Origin of the sequence: Salinarimonas sp. (assembly GCF_046292825.1) — a bacterium.
Classification (GTDB): domain Bacteria; phylum Pseudomonadota; class Alphaproteobacteria; order Rhizobiales; family Beijerinckiaceae; genus Salinarimonas.
On the sequence record NZ_JBKBQG010000057.1, the window covers coordinates 1 to 22,539 of the forward strand.

Here is a 22,539-nt window from a genome sequence, read left to right on the forward strand (position 1 = left end):
ATGGGGCCCGAGGGTTGAAGGACGATCTCCGCCCGGGCCCCACCCGACCTTTCTCGGCTCACGCCTCGCAAGTCCACCCTCTCCTAGGGGGAGGGAGCGCGCTCGGCTTCGACGAGTGCCGCCAATTCGCCGAGCACCCGGCGCAGCTCGTCGAGGGCGAAGCGCAGGGCGAGGATCGCGCGGCCGCTCTCGTCGAGCGCGTCGGCCTGCGCGAAGCGTGGGGGCGCCTCCATCGCCTCCTCTACCTCGGCGATCTCGCGCACGATCGCTCCGAAATCGGGGGGCGTCTGCGTGCGCGAGGCCATGAAGTCGACGAGGCGGCTCAGATGCTCGCTCGTCGCCGCCGAGAGATCGGCGAGCCGGTCGTGCACGCGCGCCACGTCGTCGCCGGAGAAATCGTCGATGCGCTCCTCGCCGATGCGATCCAAGATGACGAGCGTGTTCCACAGGCGCTCGACCGCCGCGACCGCGTCCACGAGCGAGCGTCCGCTCGAAAGGCGCGGCTTGTAGCGGGTTTCTCCCGCCACCTGCCGCGCATAGGCGATGTGGCGGGTGAAATCGGCCGCGACCGCGCGCCCGCTCTCCCCGTCCGCGCCGACGAGCCCCTTGAAGCCGGCCTCGAGCAGCCGACGGCAATCGTCGACGGCGTCGGCGAGGAAGCGCAGCGCCCGGGCGCGGCCGGTCTCGGGCCAGACGACGAGCGTCGCGGCCACGCCGATCAGCGCGCCGATCATGATCGCGAGCGCCTGCTCGAGCGCCTCGCCCACATCGGCGCCGAGATCGAGCGCGATGATCGCGGCGGGCACGACGGTGTAATCGTATCGCGGGCGCAGCGTCGTCACCACGCTCGCGAGCGCGCACGCGATCACGAGCCCGCCGAGCGCGTGATAGGCGCCCGGATAGGCGAGGACCACGGCGAGCCCGATCAGCGTGCCGACGAGAGCCGAGACGATCCGGTTCGCGCCCGAGCGCAGGGTCGAATCCGAGTTGAAGCGGATCGTGAACAGAGCCGAGATCACCGCGAAGGAAACCTCGTCGAGCCCGATCGCGCGCACGACGAGCGCCGTCGCCGCCGCGGCGACCGCCGTCTGCAGCACGACGCGCGCGACGTCGCGCGTGATCCATCGATCGAGCCGCATCTGGCGAGCCTCCTCGCCCGTCGAACGTGCGGGAGCCCGGAGCGTTCGGTCGACGCCGGCACGGAGCGGGTTGCATCCGGGCGCGGGCTGTGATCTTCCGCAACCGCACCGGACGAGGGAGGACGATGTGGACGCGGCCATCGAGGCGCGGGCTCTGCGCAAGACCTTCGGCGAGAAGCGGGCGCTCGACGGGATCGACCTGTCGGTGCGCAGGGGCAGCGTCTACGGCATTCTCGGCCCGAACGGGGCGGGCAAGACGACCTTCGTGCGCGTCCTCTCGACGCTGATCCGGCCGACCTCCGGCGAGGCGTTCGTGCTCGGCCGCGACGTGGTGCGCGAGGCGGCCGAAGTGCGGGCGCGCATCGCGCTCACCGGCCAGTTCGCCTCGCTCGACGAGGATCTGACCGGCCGCGAGAACCTGCACGTCCTCGCCCGGCTCCTCGGCCTCTCGGGCGCCGAGACGCGGGCGCGGGCCGAGGCTCTGTTCGCGGCCTTCGATCTTGCGGAGGCCGCGCAGCGGCAGGTGCGGACCTATTCGGGCGGCATGCGCCGGCGCCTCGACATCGCCGCCTCGATGATCGTGACGCCCGACATCCTCTTTCTCGACGAGCCGACGACGGGGCTCGACCCCAAGAGCCGCGCGGAGGTGTGGGCGATCGTGCGTCGGCTCGCGCGCTCCGGCACGACGGTGCTCCTCACCACGCAATATCTCGAGGAGGCCGATCAGCTCGCCGAGCGCATCGCCGTGATCGACCACGGCCGCGTCATCGCCGAGGGCACGAGCGCGGATCTCAAGGGGATGGTCGGCTCCGGCGTCTTGCGGCTGCGCCTCGTCGAGGCGGACGATGCGCCGGCGCTCGCACGGATCGCGGCGGGGCTCGGGCATGCGCCGACGCGCGGCGAGGATCCGCGCGCCTGGGAGCTGCCGCTCCCCCGCGCCGCCGACGCGGTGCCGTTCCTCGCCGCGCTCGCGCAAGCCGACATCGCGCTCGCCGAGCATTCCTTCGGCCAGCCGAGCCTCGACGACGTGTTCTTCGCGCTCACCGGCCACCCCGCGCAGGACGAGACCCGCGGCGACGACGAGGAGACGCATCGATGATCCCGCGCGACAACCCCCTCGACGCCGCGCTCGGCGAGCGGCGCTCGGCCAAGACCGGCCGTGCGCGGCCCGTCACCGAGACGCTCGTCTTCGCCTGGCGAGCGATCCTCAAGATCAAGCACAATCCCGAACAGGCTTTCGACATGGTCGCATCGCCGATCATGTTCACGGTGCTCTTCACCTACCTCTTCGGCAACGTGATCGCCGGCTCGCCGGAGGCCTATCTCGCCTTCCTCCTGCCGGGCATCATGATGCAGACGGTGTTGTTCTCCTGCGTCCATACCGGCTACACGCTCAATCAGGACATCGCGCGGGGCGTGTTCGACCGCTTCCGTGCCCTGCCGATCTGGCGCCCCGCCCCGATCGCCGGCGCGATCGTGGGGGACTTCGCGCGCTATACGATCTCGGCGGCGCTGGTGCTCGCGGTCGGCTTCCTGATGGGCTATCGGCCCGCGGGCGGGCCCGCGTCGATCCTCGTCGCGCTCGTCCTCCTCAACCTCTTCGCCTTCGGAATCGGCTGGGTGTTCACGGCGCTCGCGCTCGCGATGCGCTCGGGGGGCACGATGATGACGGTGTCCTGGCTCTTCCTGATGCCGATCACCTTCGGCTCGAACATCTATGTCGAGCCCGCCACCATGCCCCCCTGGCTCGCCGCCTTCGCGCAGGCGAACCCGGTCTCGCTGATCGTCACGGCGCTGCGCACCACGCTCGACGGCGCGCCGGACGCGCGCGCGATCGCCCTCGCGCTCGCCGCGCCGGCCCTGGTGGCGGCGGTCTTCGCGCCTCTGACGATGCGGCTCTACGCGAAGGAGCGGTGAGCGGCGGGTGGTTCGCGTTCTCAGGAGGGTGTCATCCCGGACGCCGAAGGCGATCCGGGACCCATACCCTCCGATGGCTCAGTCGCAGCCTATAGGCTGCGTTTCTCCAGTGCCCGACATCGCAAGGATGCGCAGCGAGCGCTGCATGCACGCTCGGACGAGCGTCGGAGCGTATGGGTCCCGGGTCCGCTTCGCGGCCCGGGATGACAGCCTGAGAGATCTGCGCGCGCTCACGGCTCGCTCTCTGGAAGGTCGGCCGCGCGGCCGACGATGCCGTGCCCGCGGCGGAAGAGCATGTGGGCGCGCAGGCGGTCTGCCTCGGCGTCGAAACGGTCGTAATCGTCGAATTGCTGCAGGAAGGGCACCGCGCCGCAGCCTCGGGCTTCGCAGGGGGGCTTGCCCTTCGGGCAGGTGCCGTAAGTGCACACGAAGCCGCGATAGGCATCGCTGTCCGCATCATAGACGACGGCCCTCAGATAGAAATGTGCCATGTCGTGGTTGACGCCGCGAGCGGTGGCGTCCGTCAGCACGCGACCGAAGGCGATCCGCAGGCGCGGGATGCACTCCGTCGAGGAGACCCACACCGCCATGTCGAGCGTGTGCAGCGAGGCGAGCGATGGCTCGCCGCGGCGGCGCCAATACGGCATCTCCCGCCAGAGCTTCTTCACGAGCCCCCCGGTCGCCCCCACCGCCTCCACCCCGGGAATGTCCGCCCAAGCGAGAGCGGTGAGGTCCGCGATCGAGCGGAACATGTTTTGGCGCGCGATGGCGCGCTCGTCTTCCTCGAAGAGAACATCGTAGCGGGAACGGCGGGGCATGAGGCGGGCTCCGCTGAGGGGGTGTGCGGGAGAACATCTATATCGGAGGGCGCGGTGCTCTGTCAGCATGGGCGGCGACGCAAGGAAGTGGCTTCCGTTAATGTCGCGTTCGTGCTACATATTCATCGCCGTACGACCCACGAAGCCGACGCAAATGCCCACACCCCACCTTCCACCTTCCGCAGTTCGGCGCGCCATCCGCAAGCTCGGCGCCGATATCCGCGACGCGCGCAAGCGCCGGCGGCTGCCGATGGCGGTCGTCGCCGAACGCGCCTTCACCTCGCGCTCGACGCTGCAACGCGTGGAGCGCGGGGACATCGGCGTGAGCGTCGGCATCTACGCCGCGACCCTCCACGCGCTCGGCCTCCTCCCCGCCTTCGCCGACCTCGCCGACATCCGCAACGACGCCGTCGGCCAAACCCTCGCGAGCGCCGCCCTGCCCCAGCGCGTGCACCTGCCGCGGAGGAAGAAGGAGGTGGGGGATGGGTGATGTCGAGGTGTGGGTGGAGCGGGGTGGAGAGACGCGGCGGGCGCTACAGGTCCGCGCAATGGGTGCGAGATCACCGTCTCCGTGAGTCAGACAAAAAAATCACACGCGGATGATCAAGACTCTCGTCTATCGACACGCCAGAAGCAGATCGCTCTATGGAGACCATTATATTGTCTGGAAGTCCCTCAGAAACCTGTGGGATAATATCCAAGTCAGACCCATCTACGCCCTCTATATCAACTGACCGCGGGAAGACTCTAGAGAACCGCCTCCGGGCCTCTTCCGGGCCGGGTGATACCGCATTGCCCAGGCGACCATCAGAAGATAAAAAAAACGGGCCCGTGAAGCTTCGACGCCCGGTACCAGCTGCCGAATAGTGAATACTGTCAGGACAGAAAAGGGCCGAAAGAGGATACATGTGGGGTGACAAACGCTTCAGATTATGTGGAAGTCCATTTACCACAAGTCTTTCTATAAAGAATCCATCCGAGACGCTCACCCCATTCACACTAAACACACCTGCCGCTCGCGCCATCTCACAAGCGCGACCCGGGTTATAGAATATATATAGTGGAAACGTTGGCGTGCCGCAAGCTGTCATGATTCGCGCGGTATCGCAAAGGACTTTTACCTGAAGAGGCCCCCCGCGCCCTGTTGTGTGCTTTAATTTCGGGTACCCGAGTCTCGACCAGACGCGACCTCTTCCAGAAAGTTTCTTCGCTTGAACTAGAACGCACCAGAATCTTTTGCTGTACACATCCACAAACCACCATTCCATATCATTTCCAGTACGCGCCTCATCCGCTGGAAAGTTAACAATCATGCTCCCGGAGCCAAGTCCAACCAGACCGCCCATAAACAGATCAGTGACAGTCTCTTCGCGAAAGCGTCGGCGGAGGCCCCTGTCTCGGTTGAGGAAAAGCTCAACATAGGTAGGGAAGAGTTGGGAAAAATGACACAGCATTTTCAAATCACTGCACAATCCTAAGCAGAATGCAACCCAAATTAATAGATCATGATCTCCACGTTCTATCCTGCCCCCCTCACTCCCACTCGATCGTCCCCGGCGGCTTCGACGTCACGTCATACACCACCCGGTTGATCCCCCGCACCTCGTTGATGATCCGGGTCGCCACGCGCCCGATGAAGCCCATGTCGAACGGGTAGAAGTCCGCCGTCATGCCGTCGACGGAGGTCACTGCGCGGAGCGCGCACACGTATTCGTAGGTGCGGCTGTCGCCCATGACGCCGACGGTGCGGACGGGGAGGAGGACGGCGAAGGCCTGCCAGATGTCGTCGTAGAGGCCCGCGCGGCGGATCTCCTCGAGATAGATGACGTCGGCCTTGCGCAGGATGTCGAGCTTTTCGCCCGTGATCTCTCCAGGGCAGCGGATCGCGAGGCCGGGGCCGGGGAAGGGGTGGCGGCCGACGAAATGTTCGGGCAGGCCCAATTCGCGCCCGAGCTTGCGCACCTCGTCCTTGAAGAGCTCGCGCAGGGGCTCGACGAGCTTCATGTTCATGCGCTCGGGAAGCCCCCCGACATTGTGGTGGCTTTTGATGGTGACGGAGGGGCCGCCGGTGAAGGAGACGCTCTCGATCACGTCGGGATAGAGCGTGCCCTGCGCGAGGAAGGTCGCCCCGCCGATCTTCTTGGCTTCCGCTTCGAACACGTCGATGAAGAGCCGGCCGATCGTCTTGCGCTTGACCTCCGGGTCCGAGACGCCCGCGAGCTCCTTCAGGAAGAGCTCCTGCGCCTCCACATGGACGAGCGGGATGTTGTAGGCGTAGCGGAAGAGGCTCACGACCTCCTGCGCCTCGCCCGCGCGCATCAACCCGTGATCGACGAGGACGCAGGTCAATTGGTCGCCGATCGCCTCGTGCAGGAGAACGGCCGCGACCGCCGAATCGACGCCGCCCGAGAGGCCGCAGATCACCTGCTCGTTGCCGACCTGGGCCCGGATGCGGGCGATCGCCTCCTCGCGGAAGGCGGCCATGGTCCAGTCGCCTCGGCAGCCGGCGATGTCGCGCACGAAATTGCGCAGGAGATGCGCGCCGTGCGGCGTGTGCACCACTTCCGGATGGAACTGCACCCCGTAGAAGCGCCGCTTCTCGTCCGCCACCGCGGCGAAGGGCGCGTTCTCGGAAATGCCGATGATGGAGAAGCCCTCGGGCAGCTTCGTCACCCGGTCGCCGTGGCTCATCCAGACGGGATAGCGCTGGCCGACCTCCCAGCACCCTGCGAAGAGGGGGCTTTCGGCGACGATCTCGACCTCGGCGCGGCCGAATTCCCGGTGGTGCCCGCCCTCGACGGTGCCGCCGAGCTGGGCGGCCATGGTCTGCTCGCCGTAGCAGATGCCGAGCACCGGCACGCCCGCCTCGAAGATCTCCTGCGGCGCGCGCGGGGAGACGTCGTCCGTCACCGAGGCCGGCCCGCCCGAGAGGATGACGCCCTTCGGCTTCATCTCGCGGAAGGCCGCGGCGGCCGACTGGAAGGGCACGATCTCGGAATAGACCCCCTCCTCGCGCACGCGCCGCGCGATCAGCTGCGTGACCTGCGAGCCGAAATCGACGATGAGGATGCGGTCGTGATTCTCGGGGATGGCGTTCGTCATGGCAGGTCTCATGGCAGCTCGATAAGGCCGTGGAGGCGCGCGCGCAACGCCCCGCTGGTGGTGGTCATGGCGCGCGCGCGAGCGCGGCGACGTAGAACCCGTCCGTGCCGGTGAGCGCGGGCGACATCTGCAAGCCGTGTGCCGTGCGCCGCACGCGCGGGCCGAGCGCCTCGAGCCCCGCCTCCGCGAGGAGCCGGTCGACCGGCACCGGCGACAACCCGTCGGTGCGCGAGAGGAGCCCCGAGACGGCGTCGTCGTTCTCCGCCGGCAGCACCGAACAGGTGACGTAGACGATCCGCCCGCCCGGCTTCACGAGGGCGGCGGCGCGGTCGAGGACGCGGGCCTGCTCCTGCTCGCGCTGCGAGAGCGAGCCCGGCCGCAGCCGCCATTTCGCGTCCGGATTGCGCCGCCAGACGCCCGTGCCGGTGCAGGGCGCGTCGACGACGACGCGGTCGAGGGTGCCCTCGAGATCCGCCATCGGGTCCTTCTCGCCGCGCGGCGTGCGGACCTGGACGTTGCGCACGCTCGCCCGCTCCAGTCGATCGTAGATCGGCGCGAGGCGGCGCGAATCGATGTCGGTCGCGTAGAGCTGGCCGGAATTCTCCATCGCCGCGGCGAGCGCGAGCGTCTTGCCGCCCGCCCCCGCGCACAGATCCGCGACCTGCTCGCGCGGGCGGGCGCCCGCGAGGAGGGCTGCGAGCTGCGAGCCCTCGTCCTGGATCTCGAACAGGCCCTTCTTGAATTCGGGCTCGCTCTGGAGCGCGGGCCCGCGCCCGTCCTCGCCGATCGCGACGCGCAGGCCCATCGGCGAGAGCGGCGTCTCGACGGGCGCGAGGAAGGCGAGCGCGTCCTGGAGCGCGGTGCGGTCGGTCGCGAGCAGGTTGACGCGGATGTCGAGCGGCGCGCGCTCGGCGAGCGCGCGGGCCTCCTCCGCCAGCGCCTCGCCGAAGATCGCCTCGAGCTGCGGGTGGATCCATTCGGGGTAGTCGCCGACGACGTGAGGCGGCGCGTCCGAGAGGTCGAGCGCGGAGAGCCGCGCGCGCTCGTCGCCCGTGAGAGGAGACGGCGCGAAACGGCTGGCGTCGCAGAGATTCCCGATCATGTCGACGCTCATGCCGCGCTGCAGGGCGAGCATGCCGAGCATGATCGCGCGGCCGGTCTCGGCACCCGTCACATGCGCGGCCGAGGCGCGGCGGCGCAACGCGTCGTAGACAAGCGTCGCGATCCCGGCGCGGTCCTTCGAGCCGGCGAAGCGGTGCGCGATGCCCCAATCCTTCAGCGCCTCCGCGGCGGGCCGGCGGCGGGCGAGGATGTCGTCGAGGACCTCGATCGAGGCCGAGAGGCGGGCTTGCGGCGTCATGGCGCCTCATGTGGCAGCTTCGCGCGCCCCCCGCAAGCGCGACGCGATGGGGGACGGGCTCTTGGTCCCTGCGGAGTTCGCAGACCATCTGCGCGCTGTCATCCCGGGCCGCGGAGCGGACCCGGGACCCATACGCGCCGACGGCGGTTCGAGCGCGCATGCCGCGCTCGCTCGCAACGGCGACGTCGGCGGATCCGGCGAGAAGCGCAGCCTACAGGCTGCGACTGACGCGTCGTGGATATGGGTCCCGGATCGCCTTCGGCGTCCGGGATGACAGGATTGGAGACCCTCGTCACCCCGCCGCCCGCGCGCCCTCCACGGTCTGGATCACGTCGAAATCCTCGAGCTCCGGCGGGCCGAGCGTCGTCGGCTTGTTGTCGCCCGCCCGCGCATGCGCCTTGCGGAACGCCTCCGAGCGCGTCCAGGCCTCGAAGGCCTCGCGGGAGGCCCAGATCGAGTGGGAGACGTAGAGCACGTGGTCCTCGCGCTCCGGCCCCTTGAGGAGATGGAACGCCGTGAAGCCCGGCACGTCCTTCAAATGGCTGTCGCGGTTGAGCCAGACCGCTTCGAAATCGGAAATCGCGTCCTTGCGGACCTTGAACCGGTTCATGCCGATGAACATCGCGGACCTCCTCTGCGTCGGCGTCTCGTCCGCGCCATTGGTAGCGGCGCGCGCCGCCGGGCTCAACGACGCGCGGCCGGGGGAGGTCCGCGTGTCGCAGGCCGAGCCTCGCGCTCGCCCTCTCTGCCAACCCTCACAGCGGCCAGGCGAACAGGATCGCCGGCACCGCGACCGCCACGACGAGCACTTCGAGCGGCAGGCCGAGCCGCCAGTAATCGCCGAAGCGCAGGCCGCCGGGGCCGAGGATGAGCGTGTTGTTCTGGTGGCCGATGGGCGTCAGGAAGGCGCAGGACGCGCCGACCGCCACCGCCATCAGGAACGGGTCCGCGCTCGCGCCGAGGCTCGCGGCGGCGCCGATGGCGATCGGGCACATCACGGCGGCGGTCGCGGCGTTGTTCATGAAGTCGGAGAGCGTCATCGTCACGACGAGGATGAGGGCGAGCGCGACGATGCCGTTGCCCTGCGCCAGCGTGTCGATGATGAGCGAGGCGACGAGATCGGCCGCGCCCGTCGCCTGCATCGCCCCGGCGACCGGGATCAGCGCGCCGAGGAGCACGACGACCGACCAGTCGATCGCGTTGTAGACGGAACGCGGCGCCACCACCCGCGTCGCCATCGCGGCGAGCACGCCGCCCGCGAAGGCGACCGCGGCGGGGACGATGCCGAAGGCGGCGACGCCGATGGCGACGAGGAAGATCGCGATCGAGATCGCGATGTCGCGCTTGTTGGGGATTCGGACCTGCCGCTCGGCGAGCGGAGCGGCGCCGAAGGCGTTGGCGAAATCGGCGAGCCGCTCGGGCGCCGCCTGCACGAGGAGCACGTCGCCCGCCCGCAGGATCATCGTGCGAAGCCGCGCCCGCGAGCGCTCGCCCTGGCGGGAGACGGCGAGCATGTTGAGGCCGTGGCGCGTGCGCAGCCGCAGGTCCGCCGCCGAGCGCCCGACGAGGGGCGATCCCGGCAGGATCACGAACTCGCCCAGAGCGATGGGTTCGTCCTCGGCGCTCTTGCGGGCGCTCTCGCCCGTCTCGCCGGCCGGCTGCGCGGCCGCCGCCTCGGCGATCGCCTCCTCGTCGGGCTCGGCCGGCTTGTCCTCCTCGAGGGCGAGGCCGAGCCGCGAGAGCGCGCCGGGCAGCGCCTTCTGGTCGGCCTCGACGACGAGGATGTCCCCGGCCTGGACGCGCCGCCACGGATCGGGCGCGGAGAGGCGCACCTCGTGGCGCACGAGACCGACGACGAGGGCGTCCGCCTCGCGCATGGCCGCCTCGATTTCGCGCAGCGTCATGCCCTCGGCGTCGGCGCCTTCGGGAATGCGCGCCTCGGTCATGTAGGCGTCGGTGACGAAACCCTCGCCGCCGGCCTGCTTGCGCGCGGGGATGAGCCAGCGGCCGACGAGGAGCAGGAAGGCGATGCCCGCGAGCGCGATCGGCACGCCGACGGGGGCGAAGTCGAACATGCCGAAGCCGCGCCCCGTCGCCTCGTAGCGATAGCCCGCGACGATCAGGTTCGGCGGCGTGCCGATCAGCGTGGTCATGCCCCCGAGGATCGAGCCGAAGGAGAGCGGCATCAGCACGCGCGCGGGCGGCACGCCCTGCTTCTCCGAGATCTGAAGCGCGAGCGGCATCAGGAGGGCGAGCGCGCCGACATTGTTCATGAAGGCGGAGAGGAAGGCGGCGAGGCCGGTGAGCGTCGCGATGGCGCGGCCCGCGCCGATGTCCTTGGGCAGCATGCGCTGGGTGAGGAGATCGACCGCGCCGGAATTCTGCAGCGCCCGCGAGAGCACGAGCACGCAGGCGACCGTCACGACGGCCGGATGGCCGAGCCCGGCGAACGCCTCCTCGGCCGCGACGAGCCCGAACACGACGCAGGCGAGGAGCGCGGCCACCGCGACCATGTCGTGGCGCCAGCGACCGAAGACGAACATCGCCATGGCAGCGGCGAGGATGGCGAGTATCGCGATCTGGGGGGTCGTCATCGGGCCTCGGTGGGCAGGGCGCGGCTCGGCGCGCGAGAGATCATCGAAACGGCGAAGCCAGGGCAAAAGGTCCCGCGGCATACCTGCGCGCCGCGGGAAAATGTGCATGTTCCGCTTGCGGGATTGCCGCGACCGCTCACGATGGGTACCAAGGGCGCCGAGAACACGACGACCGACAGGACAAGGCGAGGCGTTCCCGTGAAAGGCACCATCACCGACGATCTCAAATCCGCGGCGCTCGTCTATCACCGCCATCCCAAGCCCGGGAAGCTCGAGATCCAGCCGACGAAGCCGCTCGGCAACCAGCGCGACCTCGCGCTGGCCTATTCGCCCGGCGTCGCGGCGGCTTGCGAGGCGATCGTCGAGGATCCCGCCGAGGCGGCGACGCTCACGGCGCGCCAGAACCTCGTCGCGGTGATCTCGAACGGCACCGCCGTGCTCGGCCTCGGCAATATCGGACCCCTCGCCTCGAAGCCGGTGATGGAGGGCAAGGCGGTCCTGTTCAAGAAATTCGCCGGCATCGACGTGTTCGACATCGAGATCGACGCGGGCAGCGTCGAGCGGGTGGTCGACGTCGTCTCCGCGCTCGAGCCGACCTTCGGCGGCATCAATCTCGAGGACATCAAGGCGCCCGAGTGCTTCGACATCGAGGAGCAGCTCAAGGCGCAGATGAAGATCCCCGTCTTCCACGACGACCAGCACGGCACCGCCATCATCGTCGGCGCCGCCGTCACCAACGCGATGGTGATCGCGGGCAAGAGCCTGTCGGACATCAAGGTCGTGACGTCGGGCGCCGGCGCGGCCGCGCTCGCGTGCCTCAACCTCCTTGTCTCGCTCGGCGTGCGGCGCGAGAACATCTTCGTCACCGACATCGAAGGTGTCGTCTACGAGGGGCGCGAGGCGCTGATGGACCGCTGGAAGGCGGTCTACGCGCAGGAGACGAGCGCGCGGACGCTCGCCGAGGTGATCGACGGCGCGGACGTCTTCCTCGGCCTCTCCGCGGGGGGCGTGCTCAAGCCCGAGCTCCTCGCGCGCATGGCCGATCGCCCGCTGATCCTGGCGCTCGCCAACCCGGTGCCGGAGGTCATGCCCGACCTCGCCCGCGAGGTGCGCCCGGACGCCATGATCTGCACGGGGCGGTCGGACTTCCCCAATCAGGTCAACAACGTCCTGTGCTTTCCCTACATCTTCCGCGGCGCGCTCGACGTCGGCGCCACCACGATCAACGAGGAGATGAAGGCCGCCGCCGTCAAGGCCATCGCCGCGCTCGCGCGGGAGGCGCCCTCCGAGGTGGTGGCGCGCGCCTATGGCGGCGAGGCGCGGCCGTTCGGCGACACGTCGCTGATCCCCTCGCCGTTCGATCCGCGGCTCATCCTGCGCATCGCGCCCGCCGTGGCGGAGGCGGCGATGGCGTCGGGCGTGGCGACGCGTCCGCTCGCGGATATCGGCGCTTACGCCGATTCGCTCAACGCCTTCGTCTTCCGCTCGGGCTTCGTGATGAAGCCGCTCTTCACCGCGGCGAAGGCGGCGCCGAAGCGGGTGGTGTATGCCGAGGGCGAGGACGAGCGGGTGCTGCGCGCGGCGCAGGTCGTGATCGAGGACGGGATCGCCCATCCGATCCTGATCGGCCGCCCCTCGGTCGTGGAGGCGCGCATCCAGCGCTTCGGCCTCTCGCTCGAGATCGGCCGCGATTTCGAGCTGATCAATCCCGAGGACGATCCGCGCTATCGCGACTACGTCGCGACCTATGTCGAGGTCGCGGGCCGGCGCGGGATCACGCCGGACGCGGCGCGCACGCTGGTTCGCACGAACTCGACCGTGATCGCCGGCATCGCGCTGCGGCGCGGGGATGCGGACGCGCTGATCTGCGGTCTCGAGGGCCGCTTCCAGTCGCATCTGCGGCACATCAAGAACATCGTCGGGCTCGCCCCCGGCGCGCGCGATTTCGCGGCGCTCTCCCTGATGGTGACCCGCCGCGGCGCCTATTTCCTCGCCGACACGCATGTCCGCCCCGATCCGAGCGCGGAGGAGCTCGCGGACATGACGATCGCCTGCGCGCGGCACGTGGCCCGCTTCGGCATCACGCCGAAGATCGCCCTCGTCTCGCATTCCGATTTCGGCTCGGTCGACCACGCCTCGGCGCGCAAGATGCGCGACGCGCTCGCGATCATCGAGACGCGCGCGCCCGATCTCGAGGTCGACGGCGAGATGCAGGCCGACACCGCGCTCTCGCAGATGACGCGCGACCGCGTCTACCCCCATTCGCGGCTCGAGGGGGAGGCGAACGTGCTGATCATGCCCAATCTCGATGCCGCCAACATCGCCTACCAGCTCACCAAGGTGATGGCGGACGCGCTGCCGGTGGGGCCGATCCTGGTCGGCCCGGCGCGCCCCGCCCACGTGGTCACGCCCTCGATCACGGCGCGCGGCATCGTCAACATGACGGCGGTCGCGGTCGTGGAGGCGCAGGCGGCGGACTGAGGCGCGCTCGGAGGTCTTGGATCGTCATCAGCGCGCCGCTCCCTCGGAGCGGGACGCGCGAAGGCGACGGCGCTCAGCCCGGGCGGGGCGCGGCGTGGCCGAGGCGCTCGAGCACGGCTTGCGGGGTCGCGTAGGCCTCCTGGCGCTCGACGCTCCAATAGCGCAGCTGGTCGAGCGGGATCTCGGCGCGCGTCACCGCGCAGCGCACGAAGGAGCCGGGGCGCACCACGCGGATGGTGGAATCGAGATATTCGACCTCGGCCTCGCCGCCCGGCCGCTCCAGCTTGTTCATGGGTTCGAAGGCCTTTCGTCTCGTGCGCTCGGGTTGCTAGATAAGGGGCTAGATAAGAGAAAGCGGGCGCCGTGTTCAACGCCCGCTTTCCCCATTCTCGGATCCGCGCGATCAGCCGATCGGGAGGCGGAAGGCGACGAAGCGCGAGGAGCCGTCGCGCTCGACGCGCACGAGCACCGCCGGGCGCCCGTCCTCCTCGGCCGCCTCGAGGGCCGCCGCGACGTCCTGCGGCGAGGTGATGGCGTTGCCGGCGATCTCGACGATCACGTCGCCCTCGACGATGCCGCGCTCGAATGCGGGGCCGTCGGGATCGACCTCCGTGACGACGACGCCCTGCACGTCCCCTTCGACCGGCGCGAGGCGCAGGCCGAGCGCGTCGAAGCCCGCGGGCTCCGCCTCGGGCTCGGGCGTCGGCTCGGCCTGCGCGAGGCGATCGGCGTCGAGCCGGCCGAGCGTCACCGTGACCTCGCGCTCGCTCCCGTCGCGGAAGACGGTCAGCGCGACGTCGGAGCCCGGATCGCGGAAGGCGATGGCGCGCGAGAGGCCGCGGGCGTCGCGAATCGGCTGGTCCTCGACCGAGAGCACGATGTCGCCGACCTCGAGCCCCGCCTGCGCCGCCGGGCTGTCCGGCTCGACGCGCGCCACGATCGCGCCGCGCGCGCCGTCGAGCCCGGCGCCGGCCGCGATGTCCTCCGTCACCGGCTGGATCTGCACGCCGAGGAAGCCGCGCTCGACCGTGCCGTCCTGCATCAGCTGCGCGACGATGCGCGTCGCGGTGTCGGCGGGGATCGCGAAGGCGATGCCGACATTGCCGCCCGTCGGCGAGGAGATCGCGGTGTTCACCCCGATCACGCGGCCGAGCTGATCGAAGGCCGGGCCGCCGGAATTGCCGCGGTTCACCGGCGCGTCGATCTGCAGGAAGTCGTCGTAGGGGCCCGCGCCGATGTCGCGCCCGCGCGCCGAGACGATGCCCGCGGTGACCGTGCCGCCGAGGCCGAACGGATTGCCGATCGCCACCACCCAATCGCCGACGCGCGGCATGCCGGGGGCGAACTCGACATAGGGGAATTGCGTGTCTTCCTCAGCCACCTTCAGGAGGGCGAGATCGGTCTGGCGGTCTGTGCCGATCACCTCGGCTTCGAGCACGCGCCCGTCCTCGAGCACCACCTCGATGCGCTCGCCGCCGGCGATGACGTGGTTGTTGGTGACGACGTAGCCGTCGCCCGAGATGAAGAAGCCGGAGCCCTGCGAGGCGCGCTGGGGCATCTGGCGACGCGGCTGGCGCGGCTCGGCACGCTGGCCGGGCTGGCCCTCCTCGCCGAAGAAGCGGCGGAAGAAGTCCTCGAACGGGCTGCCTTCGGGCAGCTCGAAGCCCGGCGGGAAGCCCGGCATGCCGCGTCCGCCCTGGCCCGGCATCCCGGGCATGCCCGGCATCGCGCGCGGGCCCGTCGCCTCCTCGCCGAGCCGCACGCGCACCGACACGACGGCGGGCTTCACCCGGTCGACGACGTCGGCGAAGGAGGGCATCAGCTGGGCGGGCTGGTCGAGGGTCAGCGCCTGGGTGGGCACGACCGGGGCCTCGATCGCGGGGGCTTGCGTCTGCTGGGCGAGCGGCGCGGCGCCGGGCAGGAGGATCGCCAGGCCGAGCGCGCCCGCGGCCACGGAGGCGAGGAGGCCGGCGCGCGCGGCGCGAGGGGGGCTTTTGCGGATCATGGAGCGTACGTCTCCCGGGGGATTGGGACTGGTCTCGTGCGGTCAACGCCGCACCTGTCCCCCGGTTCTTGACGCATCCCGATTGACCCGGCGCTTACCGGATCATGACGGGTCGGTAAGGTTCGCTCACCCGATCGCGAGGGCCGCGAGCACGCAGGCGAGGAGCGCGAGCCGCGCGCAGCATGCCGTGAGGGCCGCACGCCCATACACCGCATCGGGAAGGGACGAATCGAACAGGTTCTCGCGCACGCGCATGACGCGCTCCACAGGTAGCCCCCCGGCCACGCTCGTTCCATAACACCGCATGGATGAGCGGAGGATGAACGAGGCGATTCGATCGGCGTTCCGAGAGGGGACGATCGCGGGGCGATCGCAACGACCGCGGCCGAGCGAATCGGGAGTTCCGCGTATGTCGCGCAAGGCCCCCGTGCGGCATCGGCGACCCGCCGCCGTGGCCTCTCGGACACGCTCCCGCGCCCCCGCGAGCCCCTGTCCCGCCGTCCACAGGCGCGGGCGTGCGGCCGCGGGATTTCAAAATTCCAGATTCTTTAAGGGGTTGAGCGAAGCTTCCCGAGATATCCACATTTTTAACAGGTCGCACCATATATAGTCGGCACCAGATGGCGGGGGCACAAGGTGTTGACGGGAGGGCGTCGGGATGACAGCTTTTCCTCCATCGCGAGACGGCGCGACGGCGGGCCAGGACGGCCCCCTCGTACAGGTCCCCCGAGATCGAGAGCGGCGTTGCCCGCAGGACCGAGCCCGGTCCGGCGGCGGGGAGCGCGTGCCTCGTCGGAGGGAGCCGGCGCTCTCGCGCACGTGACGAAACGACGGCCACGAGGCCGTCTGGGGCTGACGATCACCGCGCGGCGCGGTGCACAGGAACGGGACGAGACAGATGCGGATCGAGCGGCGCAACACCATCGCAGGCCAGGACCCCTATGCAGGGATCGCCTTCCGCAAGGCGACGAGCGAGATCCGCAACCCGGACGGCTCGGTCGTCTTCCGCCTCGAGGGCATCGACGTGCCCGAGGCCTGGTCGCAGGTGGCGAGCGACGTGCTCGCGCAGAAGTACTTCCGCAAGGCGGGCGTGCCCGCGCGGCTGAAGCGCGTCGAGGAGAACGACGTCCCCTCCTTCCTCTGGCGCTCGGTCGCCGACGAGGCGGCGCTCGCCGCGCTCCCCGAGGCGGAGCGCTACGGCTCGGAGATCTCCGCCCGCCAGGTCTTCGACCGGCTCGCGGGCTGCTGGACCTATTGGGGCTGGAAGGGCGGCTATTTCTCGTCGGAAGAGGACGCCTCCGCCTTCTTCGACGAGCTGCGCTTCATGCTCGCGATGCAGATGGTCGCGCCCAATTCCCCGCAATGGTTCAACACGGGCCTGCACTGGGCCTACGGCATCGACGGGCCGAGCCAGGGCCATTTCTACGTCGATTACATGACCGGCAAGCTCGTGCGCTCGGCCTCCGCCTACGAGCACCCGCAGCCGCATGCCTGCTTCATCCAGTCCGTCGCCGACGATCTCGTGAACGACGGCGGCATCATGGATCTGTGGGTGCGTGAAGCACGTCTGTTCAAGTACGGCTCGGGCACGGGCTCGAACTTCTCGCGGCTGCGCGGGGAGGGGGAGAAGCTGTCGGGCGGCGGCAAGTCCTCGGGGCTGATGTCCTTCCTCAAGATCGGCGACCGGGCGGCGGGCGCGATCAAGTCCGGCGGCACGACGCGGCGCGCGGCCAAGATGGTCGTCGTCGACATCGACCATCCGGATATCGAGGCCTATATCGATTGGAAGGTGCGCGAGGAGCAGAAGGTCGCCGCCCTCGTCACCGGCTCGAAGCTCAACGCCAAGCACCTGAAGGCCGTGATGAAGGCCTGCGTGAATTGCGAGGTCGCGGGCGACGGCGATCGCGAGGCCTGTTTCGACCCGGAGAAGAACCCCGCGCTCAAGCGCGAGATCAAGGCCGCGCGCCGCGCCATGGTGCCGGACAATTACATCAAGCGCGTGATCCAGTTCGCGCGCCAGGGCTACACCGACATCGACTTCCCGATCTACGACACCGATTGGGATTCGGAGGCCTATCTGACGGTCTCCGGCCAGAACTCCAACAATTCCGTCTCGATCACGGACGACTTTTTGCGCGCGGTCGAGACGGATGGGACCTGGGATCTGACCTGGCGCCAGTCCGGCAAGGTGAAGAAGACGCTCAAGGCCCGCGATCTGTGGGACCGCATCGGGCACGCCGCCTGGGCCTCCGCCGATCCGGGGCTGCACTTCAACACCACCATGAACGATTGGCACACCTGCCCGGCTTCCGGCCCGATCCGGGGTTCCAATCCGTGCTCGGAATACATGTTCCTCGACGACACGGCCTGCAACCTCGCCTCAGCGAACCTGCTGCAATTCTACGACCGTGACGCGAAGACCTTCGACGTCGAGGGCTACGAGCATCTGTGCCGGCTCTGGACGGTGGTGCTCGAGATCTCGGTGATGATGGCGCAGTTCCCGTCCAAGGAAATCGCCGAGCTCTCCTACCGCTACCGCACGCTCGGCCTCGGCTACGCCAATATCGGCGGCCTCCTGATGACGATGGGCCTGCCCTACGATTCCGACCAGGGCCGCGCGCTCTGCGGTGCGCTGACCGCGATCATGACGGGCGTCGCTTACGCCACCTCCGCCGAGATGGCCTCCGAGCTCGGGCCCTTCCCCGGCTACAAGAAGAACGCCGCGCACATGCTGCGGGTGATGCGCAACCATCGCCGCGCGGCCCATGGCGAGGCGCACGGCTACGAGGGCCTCAACACCCCGCCTGTGCCGCTCGACCACCGCTCCTGCCCGCAGCAGGACCTCGTCGCCCACGCCAAGGCGGCCTGGGACCGGGCGCTCGAGCTCGGCGAGGCGCATGGCTATCGCAATGCCCAGTCGACCGTCATCGCGCCGACCGGCACGATCGGCCTCGTGATGGATTGCGACACGACCGGCATCGAGCCCGATTTCGCGCTCGTGAAGTTCAAGAAGCTCGCCGGCGGCGGGTATTTCAAGATCATCAACCGCGCGGTGCCGGACGCTCTGCGCGCGCTCGGCTACAAGGAGCACGAGATCGCCGAGATCGAGGTCTACGCGCTCGGCCACGGCTCGATCGGCCAGGCGCCGGCGATCAACCCCTCCACCTTGCGCGCCAAGGGCTTCACCGACGACAAGATCGCCGCGCTCGAAGCGGGCATGAAGTCGGCCTTCGACATCAAGTTCGTCTTCAACAAGTGGACGCTCGGCGAGGACTTCCTCACGGGCACGCTCGGCATCCCGGCCGAAAAACTCGCCGAGCCGAGCTTCGATCTCCTCCAGCATCTCGGCTTCTCGAAGAAGGACATCGAGGCCGCCAACATCCACGTCTGCGGGGCGATGACGCTCGAGGGCGCGCCGCACCTGAAGCGCGAGCATTATCCGGTCTTCGATTGCGCCAATCCGTGCGGGCGCGTCGGCAAGCGCTATCTGTCGGTCGAGAGCCACATCCGCATGATGGCGGCCGCCCAGCCCTTCATCTCGGGCGCGATCTCGAAGACGATCAATATGCCGAACGACGCGACGGTGGAGGATTGCAAGACCGCCTACATGCTCTCCTGGCGCCTCGCGCTCAAGGCGAACGCCCTCTATCGCGACGGCTCCAAGCTCTCCCAGCCCCTCAATTCGGCGCTCATCGCGGACGAGGACGAGGAGGACGAGGTCGAGGCGGTCGAGGCGCTCCTCGCCCAGGCCGCGCCCGCGCGCGTCGCGGCGGTCGCCGAGAAGATCGTCGAGCGCGTCATCGAGCGCGTCGAGCGGGTGCGCGAGCAGGAGAAGCTGCCCCAGCGCCGCAAGGGCTACACCCAGAAGGCCAAGGTCGGCGGCCACACGATCTTCCTGCGCACCGGCGAATACGAGGACGGGCGCCTCGGCGAGATCTTCATCGACATGAACAAGGAGGGCGCCACCTTGCGCGCGCTCCTCAACAATTTCGCGATCGCAGTGTCGCTCGGCCTGCAATACGGCGTGCCGCTCGAGGAATACGTCGACGCCTTCACCTTCACCAAGTTCGAGCCGGCCGGCTTCGTGCAGGGCAACGACACGATCAAGAACGCGACCTCGATCCTCGACTACATCTTCCGCGAGCTCGCGATCTCCTATCTCGGCCGCTACGACCTCGCCCACGTGCCCCCGGTCGAGATCGGCGGCGACGGGGCCGCGATCGAGCCCGAGACCCCGCGCCCGGCCGCTTCCTCCTACGTGTCGAAGGGGTTCACCCGCGGCAAGACGGACAAGCTGATGGTTCTGGCCGGCGGCGGGGGCGGTAGCGTCGCCGGCGGCGGGGTGGGAGGCAGCGGGGCGACCATCGCCAAGCTCGCGCCCAAGGCCGCCGCCACCACCGCCATCGCCATGGCCCGCGCCGCGACCGCCCTCGCGCCCGACCTGCGCACCGCGGAGCCGGACATCGCCGAAAGCCTCCCCTTCGCCCCCCCACCCGCCGGCTCCCCCAACGCCGCCGCCGCCCGCCGCGCTTCCGTGGCTCACGGGGCGATGGACAAGCGAGCGGAGGCGAAGATGAAGGGGTATGAAGGCGAGGCCTGCCCGGAATGCCAGAATTTCACGCTGGTGCGGAATGGGACTTGTTTGAAGTGCGATACGTGCGGGGGGACGACGGGGTGTTCGTGAGGGGTGGTTGAGTCAACGATAAGAGCCCGGGCGCGCGTGAATGCGCCCGGGTTTTTCTGAGAGGTGGAACAGATGGTGGTTTAAACGTGAAAGGACAGGAACATGCGTTACGTAAGCTGGTCCCATGAACAACGCAAAGGCCCGATCCTTTTCGTAAGGGACGAAGTCCGGGAGGCTTTTGGCTTCGGAGTGTACGTCATCTTCGAGAGCGCTACTGGCCACGCCGTCCGCATCGGGCAGGGCGACATCAACGATCGCCTCGGGCGGCACTTCGACGATCCCGCGATCCCAATTTCGGGGCTGCTCAATCCGCTTGCGGTGACGTGGGCTCGTGTCGACCCTCGCCTCGTCGACGGCGTCGAAAGATACCTCGGAGATGTCCTCGTTCCGAAGGTTGGAAGTCGATTTCCGAACGCCGATCCGATCGCTGTTAACGTGCCAGCTGGGGTCGTCCGCGGCGTGCCCGCCGGATTGGGCGACTTGCTGGAAGAGCTCGCCCGCGCGAACCCGCTGGTGTCATATAGCGCTGAGCCAACCATCGAGGCGCGTTCTCCGCTGAGCGGCTTGCATCTCAACACGTGGCCGGGGCGAAAGACGACCTGAACCTGTGGACAACTCTAGGCTAGCCCTTCATTGCAGTACACTTTTGCTTAGAAATGCGAAACCATGAAAGTGGTGGTCTTCGTGACAACGTGCTTCTCCTCATGAGGCGGGCGACGGCATATCTGTGAGGAACTGCGTCGATGGCGACATTCTTCAGCGACTTCTTTGATGTTGACCGTCGCACGCTCGATGAGCATGGCGCGTTCAATATATCCCTCGTCAATGACCTGCCACTCTTCATAGATCCGTTTTTGCTATTTAATAGTCCCAAGCCAGAATATCAGCATCTTCATCGGAGTATACTGAGATACATTATATTCCTTCGTGATGAAGAAGCTGCCGGGAATGTGAACAAAGACTTAGAGAAGGCGTGGTTTTATTTTCCGGATATAAAGCAAAACTGGTTGGGCTTCTCCGTCGTTGGCAACGGCGGCACTGGCTTGGGAGCGCAGTTTGCTTCGGCACTTCGTCGAAACATTAGAATCGTATTCTCGGATTTCGGACGGGAAAGAATCTCAAAGGGCAGTCATATCGAGAAGGTTTGCCTGATCAACGAGGGTGTTGGGCGGGATAACATTAGTGATTTCACGCTGAATCTGATAATTGACTATATTTGTCGATACACAGAGGTGTTTGCCATTGAGCATGTATCTCCTGATCGCAGGAAGGAGGTGTGGATACAGAAAGCAATCTTCGACTACAATACTAAGTCTTGGCAGCGCAAAAAGTATTCCTTACCTTTTATGGACAATGATTTCGTGCTATTGACGCCAAAAGACATTCTGACGCGCGATGAAAATTGGATCAATCGTGGCGACATGATCCACGATTTCGACTCCATTCCCCCGTCGATACCGGATGTTGAGTTGCGTGGTCAGGTTTTTAATTACTTCGCTAATGTCTTAGCAAAGCCAAAAGGACGTGCGCCATCAAGAAGGGAACGGGCAGATGCCGCGGCAAGAACGATTCTGAAGTTCCCCGAGATTATCGATTACTACATTAGGCTGAAGGAACAGAAAGGTGATCAGGCGAAAGACATTAGTAAGCAAAAAGTCTTAGAAACGGAGACGATTTTTGAGCGGAATGTCAAAGCACTTCAGGCTGATCTGCTTAGCGAAACTGCTTTTTACAATCTGAATCGCAACACCTATGAGGAGGCGCATCAAAGGGTTGCATACCTTAAGGACGTCATTGAAAACAAGGGTGGGCACCGGATCTTTTACCATCAAGGCAAACCGATCCAGCGAGAAAGTGATCTCCAGATACTCTTTAGATTCGTATGGTTTGGTTCTCCCTCTGATGTTGGATCAGAGGCAAATGACGGACGTGGACCAGTAGACTATAAGATAAGTCGTGGCGCCCGGGACAAGACGCTTGTTGAAATGAAATTGGCTAAGAATACAGCTTTGGAGCGCAATCTTGAGAAGCAGCTGCCGATATATCAGGCCGCTAGTGATGCGGCAAATGGTATCAAGGTTATTATATTCTTTACATTGGACGAGCAGTTCAAAATCGAGAGAATATTGCAGAGACTCAAGCTCGGCGAGAATCGCGATGTTGTGTTGATTGACGCTCGTGCTGATAATAAACCTTCTGGCTCGAAAGCTTGAACCGCTTCTCAATCCGCGAATTGAATCGATTCTGAGGTCGCGTTTCGGATCCTTGCACTGCGCCCCCATAAACTCCGGGTGCGAGCGCCCTCCGGCCGGTGCCGACACGGGAGCGCGGCTCCCCTCTCCCGAATGGGAGAGGGGCGGGGGTGAGGGGGCTCGGGTGGGGGGCTTGCTCCGGATCGAGCGGGGGCGGGGAGGCTGGGTTTCGGGCCGTACGCCCTCA

General features: G+C 67.4%; 17 protein-coding genes. 7 read left to right on the forward strand and 10 right to left on the reverse strand.

Annotation, left to right across the window (positions count from 1 at the left end; translation table 11 throughout):
• Positions 1-83: 83 nt before the first annotated feature.
• Complete coding sequence (locus ACK4UM_RS18825; protein ID WP_409802377.1) at positions 84-1,139, reverse strand: FUSC family protein; 1,056 nt, start codon at positions 1,137-1,139, stop codon at positions 84-86.
• A 127-nt stretch (positions 1,140-1,266) separates the two neighbouring features.
• Between ACK4UM_RS18825 and ACK4UM_RS18830 the strand changes: the two genes are divergently transcribed.
• Complete coding sequence (locus ACK4UM_RS18830; RefSeq protein ID WP_409802378.1) at positions 1,267-2,238, forward strand: ATP-binding cassette domain-containing protein; 972 nt, start codon at positions 1,267-1,269, stop codon at positions 2,236-2,238.
• Positions 2,235-3,056, forward strand: coding sequence for an ABC transporter permease (locus tag ACK4UM_RS18835; protein WP_409802379.1), 822 nt, complete (start codon positions 2,235-2,237; stop codon positions 3,054-3,056). The genes ACK4UM_RS18830 and ACK4UM_RS18835 overlap by 4 nt, the downstream gene beginning before the upstream one ends.
• Positions 3,057-3,286: 230 nt before the next feature.
• Here the strand turns inward: ACK4UM_RS18835 and ACK4UM_RS18840 are convergent, their stop codons facing one another.
• Positions 3,287-3,874: a hypothetical protein gene (locus ACK4UM_RS18840; protein ID WP_409802380.1), complete on the reverse strand. Its 588-nt coding sequence runs from the start codon at positions 3,872-3,874 to the stop codon at positions 3,287-3,289.
• 154 nt (positions 3,875-4,028) lie between these two features.
• On the opposite strand from ACK4UM_RS18840, the gene ACK4UM_RS18845 reads away from it, so the two are divergent.
• Positions 4,029-4,364: a helix-turn-helix domain-containing protein gene (locus tag ACK4UM_RS18845; RefSeq protein WP_409802381.1), complete on the forward strand. Its 336-nt coding sequence runs from the start codon at positions 4,029-4,031 to the stop codon at positions 4,362-4,364.
• Between the two features lie 70 nt (positions 4,365-4,434).
• Here the strand turns inward: ACK4UM_RS18845 and ACK4UM_RS18850 are convergent, their stop codons facing one another.
• The 5 genes from ACK4UM_RS18850 to ACK4UM_RS18870 all read right to left on the reverse strand — a co-directional run bounded on the left by ACK4UM_RS18850 (position 4,435) and on the right by ACK4UM_RS18870 (position 10,930).
• On the reverse strand, positions 4,435-5,328 hold the full coding sequence (locus ACK4UM_RS18850; protein ID WP_409802393.1) for a DUF6615 family protein: 894 nt from the start codon (positions 5,326-5,328) through the stop codon (positions 4,435-4,437).
• A 79-nt stretch (positions 5,329-5,407) separates the two neighbouring features.
• Positions 5,408-6,976 (reverse strand): glutamine-hydrolyzing GMP synthase, encoded by a 1,569-nt coding sequence (guaA, locus tag ACK4UM_RS18855; protein ID WP_409802382.1) that lies wholly within the window; start codon positions 6,974-6,976, stop codon positions 5,408-5,410.
• A 64-nt stretch (positions 6,977-7,040) separates the two neighbouring features.
• A complete protein-coding gene (locus ACK4UM_RS18860; RefSeq protein WP_409802383.1) occupies positions 7,041-8,336 on the reverse strand; it encodes an RsmB/NOP family class I SAM-dependent RNA methyltransferase in 1,296 nt (431 codons plus the stop codon).
• Between the two features lie 292 nt (positions 8,337-8,628).
• A complete protein-coding gene (locus ACK4UM_RS18865) occupies positions 8,629-8,958 on the reverse strand; it encodes an antibiotic biosynthesis monooxygenase family protein (RefSeq protein ID WP_409802384.1) in 330 nt (109 codons plus the stop codon).
• A gap of 133 nt (positions 8,959-9,091) precedes the next feature.
• Entirely contained in the window at positions 9,092-10,930 is a 1,839-nt protein-coding gene (locus ACK4UM_RS18870) for an SLC13 family permease (RefSeq protein WP_409802385.1), read from the reverse strand.
• Positions 10,931-11,128: 198 nt separating this feature from the next.
• On the opposite strand from ACK4UM_RS18870, the gene ACK4UM_RS18875 reads away from it, so the two are divergent.
• The gene (locus ACK4UM_RS18875) at positions 11,129-13,411 is read left to right on the forward strand and encodes an NADP-dependent malic enzyme (RefSeq protein ID WP_409802386.1); all 2,283 of its coding nucleotides are present in this window, start codon (positions 11,129-11,131) and stop codon (positions 13,409-13,411) included.
• A 73-nt stretch (positions 13,412-13,484) separates the two neighbouring features.
• On the opposite strand, the gene ACK4UM_RS18880 is transcribed toward ACK4UM_RS18875, so the two are convergent.
• From ACK4UM_RS18880 to ACK4UM_RS18890, 3 genes are all read right to left on the reverse strand, one after another.
• On the reverse strand, positions 13,485-13,703 hold the full coding sequence (locus ACK4UM_RS18880) for a DUF2093 domain-containing protein (protein ID WP_409802387.1): 219 nt from the start codon (positions 13,701-13,703) through the stop codon (positions 13,485-13,487).
• Between the two features lie 111 nt (positions 13,704-13,814).
• A complete protein-coding gene (locus ACK4UM_RS18885; RefSeq protein WP_409802388.1) occupies positions 13,815-15,416 on the reverse strand; it encodes a Do family serine endopeptidase in 1,602 nt (533 codons plus the stop codon).
• Between the two features lie 126 nt (positions 15,417-15,542).
• Positions 15,543-15,671, reverse strand: coding sequence for a hypothetical protein (locus ACK4UM_RS18890; RefSeq protein ID WP_409802389.1), 129 nt, complete (start codon positions 15,669-15,671; stop codon positions 15,543-15,545).
• Between the two features lie 643 nt (positions 15,672-16,314).
• On the opposite strand from ACK4UM_RS18890, the gene ACK4UM_RS18895 reads away from it, so the two are divergent.
• The 3 genes from ACK4UM_RS18895 (at position 16,315) to ACK4UM_RS18905 (ending at position 22,313) form a co-directional block, all read left to right on the forward strand.
• Positions 16,315-20,100 carry a vitamin B12-dependent ribonucleotide reductase gene (locus ACK4UM_RS18895; protein WP_409802390.1) on the forward strand — a complete coding sequence of 1,262 codons (3,786 nt, stop codon included), beginning with the start codon at positions 16,315-16,317 and terminating at the stop codon, positions 20,098-20,100.
• Between the two features lie 189 nt (positions 20,101-20,289).
• Positions 20,290-20,703 (forward strand): hypothetical protein, encoded by a 414-nt coding sequence (locus ACK4UM_RS18900; protein ID WP_409802391.1) that lies wholly within the window; start codon positions 20,290-20,292, stop codon positions 20,701-20,703.
• 140 nt (positions 20,704-20,843) lie between these two features.
• Positions 20,844-22,313: a hypothetical protein gene (locus tag ACK4UM_RS18905; RefSeq protein WP_409802392.1), complete on the forward strand. Its 1,470-nt coding sequence runs from the start codon at positions 20,844-20,846 to the stop codon at positions 22,311-22,313.
• The last annotated feature ends 226 nt before the right edge of the window (positions 22,314-22,539 follow it).

Coding starts and splice junctions, on each gene's coding strand:
- ACK4UM_RS18845 (WP_409802381.1), top strand. CDS start 4,029: ATGCCCACACCCCACCTTCCACCTTCCGCAGTTCGGCGCGCCATCCGC.
- ACK4UM_RS18850 (WP_409802393.1), bottom strand. CDS start 5,328: ATGCTGTGTCATTTTTCCCAACTCTTCCCTACCTATGTTGAGCTTTTC.
- ACK4UM_RS18865 (WP_409802384.1), bottom strand. CDS start 8,958: ATGTTCATCGGCATGAACCGGTTCAAGGTCCGCAAGGACGCGATTTCC.
- ACK4UM_RS18835 (WP_409802379.1), top strand. CDS start 2,235: ATGATCCCGCGCGACAACCCCCTCGACGCCGCGCTCGGCGAGCGGCGC.
- ACK4UM_RS18860 (WP_409802383.1), bottom strand. CDS start 8,336: ATGACGCCGCAAGCCCGCCTCTCGGCCTCGATCGAGGTCCTCGACGAC.
- guaA (WP_409802382.1), bottom strand. CDS start 6,976: ATGACGAACGCCATCCCCGAGAATCACGACCGCATCCTCATCGTCGAT.
- ACK4UM_RS18880 (WP_409802387.1), bottom strand. CDS start 13,703: ATGAACAAGCTGGAGCGGCCGGGCGGCGAGGCCGAGGTCGAATATCTC.
- ACK4UM_RS18885 (WP_409802388.1), bottom strand. CDS start 15,416: ATGATCCGCAAAAGCCCCCCTCGCGCCGCGCGCGCCGGCCTCCTCGCC.
- ACK4UM_RS18895 (WP_409802390.1), top strand. CDS start 16,315: ATGCGGATCGAGCGGCGCAACACCATCGCAGGCCAGGACCCCTATGCA.
- ACK4UM_RS18905 (WP_409802392.1), top strand. CDS start 20,844: ATGGCGACATTCTTCAGCGACTTCTTTGATGTTGACCGTCGCACGCTC.
- ACK4UM_RS18870 (WP_409802385.1), bottom strand. CDS start 10,930: ATGACGACCCCCCAGATCGCGATACTCGCCATCCTCGCCGCTGCCATG.
- ACK4UM_RS18890 (WP_409802389.1), bottom strand. CDS start 15,671: ATGCGCGTGCGCGAGAACCTGTTCGATTCGTCCCTTCCCGATGCGGTG.
- ACK4UM_RS18840 (WP_409802380.1), bottom strand. CDS start 3,874: ATGCCCCGCCGTTCCCGCTACGATGTTCTCTTCGAGGAAGACGAGCGC.
- ACK4UM_RS18825 (WP_409802377.1), bottom strand. CDS start 1,139: ATGCGGCTCGATCGATGGATCACGCGCGACGTCGCGCGCGTCGTGCTG.